We start from the raw sequence: 2,193 nt of genomic DNA on the forward strand, positions 1-2,193 counted from the left end.
CCCGTTATGAAATGGCTCAAATCGTAGCAAAAGCAATGGCAAAAGGCGCTAACGTAGACAAGCTGGCTGCTGAATTTGCTGACGAGCTGGATACTCTGGGCGTTCGCGTTGCTAACCTGGAAAAGAAAGCCGACAACGTAAAGATTACCGGTGAAATCCGCGCTCACTATGAAGACTTTGACAAAGATTTATCTGACAAAGCTGACGATAACAGCAAGCTGCGTACTCGTATTTGGATGACTGGTCAAGTTAATGAAGATTGGTCTTACACCGGTATGATTCAAAACGAGCAAGACTTCATGACCGACGGTGGCGATGAAACCACTAATTTCCAACGCGCATTCGTAAATGGTCGCATTGGCGGCGTTAAAGTAGAAGCTGGTCGTAACAACCAAGTTATTTTCGGCGGTGAAATCCTGAGCCATCGTACCGATGCTGTTAAATTAGCTTACGGTAAAGATGTTAAATTGACTGTTCAAGGCGGTAAATTGGCTACTGCTAATAACAAGAATATTGCTGGTGATTACTATGCAGTTTCTTTGGCTGGTAATGTTGGCAAGCTGGGCTTGGAAGCAGTTTATGTTGACGAAAAAGACGATAAAAATTTGGGAGCAGATAACAATATTTGGGCATTTGGCGCTAACTACAAATTCGATAATAATTGGGCAGTTCGCGCAGCTTACCTGCAAGGCGATGTTGAAAACAAAGACGGCGAAGACGACGGCTACTATGTAGGCTTGAACTACAAAGGCGCTAAAGCTTCTAAACCTGGTAGCTGGGGCCTGTATGCAACCTACTACGATATGGCAGCTTCTACCTATATTTCAAACGGTTGGGCATCTGGTGTAGTTAACACTGAAGGCTTGCATGCAAAAGGCGGTTATGAAGGCTGGAAATTCGGTGCTAACTTGGCTGTTGCTAAGAACATTGTAGCTCAAGTAGAATATCATGATTTGGATGCTAAAGATGACAGCGCTTGGGATAACAAGACTCTGTGGTCTCAATTGGTATTCACTTTCTAATCTGCTTATACAGCAAATTAAAGGGGCGACTACGGTCGTCCCTTTTTTAAACAACAGGAGGTAAAGAATGCAAAAGCTGTTGCGCTTGCTTATTTTGACTTTTGCAATTATTGGCTTTACATTGCCTGCTTTTGGCAGGGTAGAAGCCGCTAAAATTGCTGTGCTGCCCATTGTGACTAATGAAGATGCGGAAAATAATGCTGCTTCTCGCCGCGTTTGGAATGAAGTTTGCATGGAGCAATTTAAGTTTCCTGATTTTGATATGGTTGACGATACTGATTTAACCGTTGTATTGGATGCTATCAATTATAATACCGTGGCTAAAGGTGGAGTTAATGAAACTTTAATAAGACAAGCTATGGCTAAAACTAATGCGGACTTAGCTGTTATGGTAGTCATGGAAGAATTGAGTCTCGAACCTTTAACCTCTATTGGACATGAAGATATTTATCGTTTAACACAAAAAGGGAATATTATGTTGGTGAATAATATCAGTGGGAAAGTAAAGTCTGACCGTATTAACGAAACTGATGATTTTAATTATGCTGTAACTGTTCGCAGCGATTTTATTCACGACCAACTGCGCAATACTCTTATTCGTGAATTGAAACGAGTAACTAAAGTAAAATAACACTATATAATTTAGATAAGCGTTCTCCAGACGCAAAAAGACTGCTGTACTTCGGGAGTACGGCAGTCTTTTATATGTGAAAATTTTTTTGTAAAAATAGCCGTTGACGCTTCGCAAATTTAGTGTCATATAAAATGAAATAGAGCCACTTGGCAAGCAGCTCTTCTTTCACATTATAGAATTTTGAAGAAAGCTGGCTGGCCAAAGTCAGACTATCTCTTTATGCTTATTATAAACTTAAAAAGCAAAATAGTCAACAACTTAGCAAAAACCCAGGGCGGCCACCCTGGGTTTTTCTGTACTTATTTTCTCTCCGGCAGCTGCTTTTGAAAAAATTCCAAAAACAGCTGCGCCGCAGGCGATAAACGGCGCTGAGTGCTCCAATAAAGCTCTTGGGGAAAGGTCAGTTTGTCGTCCTGCAGGGGGATGCGCTGCATTCCGGCTGGTACAGGATCGCCGGGCAGGGCGGCGACGACGGCGCAGGCTAGGCCGCTGGCGGCAAAGGCCAGGGCGCTGCTGGCGGCGGGGGGGGTAAAAATT

The 2,193-nt window shown here is 43.0% G+C and carries 3 protein-coding genes; 2 read left to right on the forward strand and 1 reads right to left on the reverse strand.

Annotated features, from left to right (window positions below; genetic code table 11):
* Positions 1-1,022, forward strand: a 1,022-nt coding sequence (locus tag QZ105_RS10420; RefSeq protein ID WP_293729853.1) for a porin, incomplete at its 5' end; no start/stop codon positions are given.
* A 67-nt stretch (positions 1,023-1,089) separates the two neighbouring features.
* Complete coding sequence (locus QZ105_RS10425) at positions 1,090-1,653, forward strand: hypothetical protein (RefSeq protein ID WP_293729854.1); 564 nt, start codon at positions 1,090-1,092, stop codon at positions 1,651-1,653.
* 302 nt (positions 1,654-1,955) lie between these two features.
* On the opposite strand, the gene QZ105_RS10430 is transcribed toward QZ105_RS10425, so the two are convergent.
* A partial coding sequence (locus QZ105_RS10430) for a LysR substrate-binding domain-containing protein (protein WP_293729855.1) occupies positions 1,956-2,193 on the reverse strand: 238 nt, incomplete at its 5' end.

Origin of the sequence: uncultured Phascolarctobacterium sp., assembly GCF_905212365.1 — a bacterium.
Taxonomy (GTDB): Bacteria; Bacillota; Negativicutes; order Acidaminococcales; family Acidaminococcaceae; genus Phascolarctobacterium_A.

What these genes read in the sequence shown, in the direction of transcription:
- QZ105_RS10425 (WP_293729854.1), top strand. Translation starts at nt 1,090, where the DNA reads ATGCAAAAGCTGTTGCGCTTGCTTATTTTGACTTTTGCAATTATTGGC.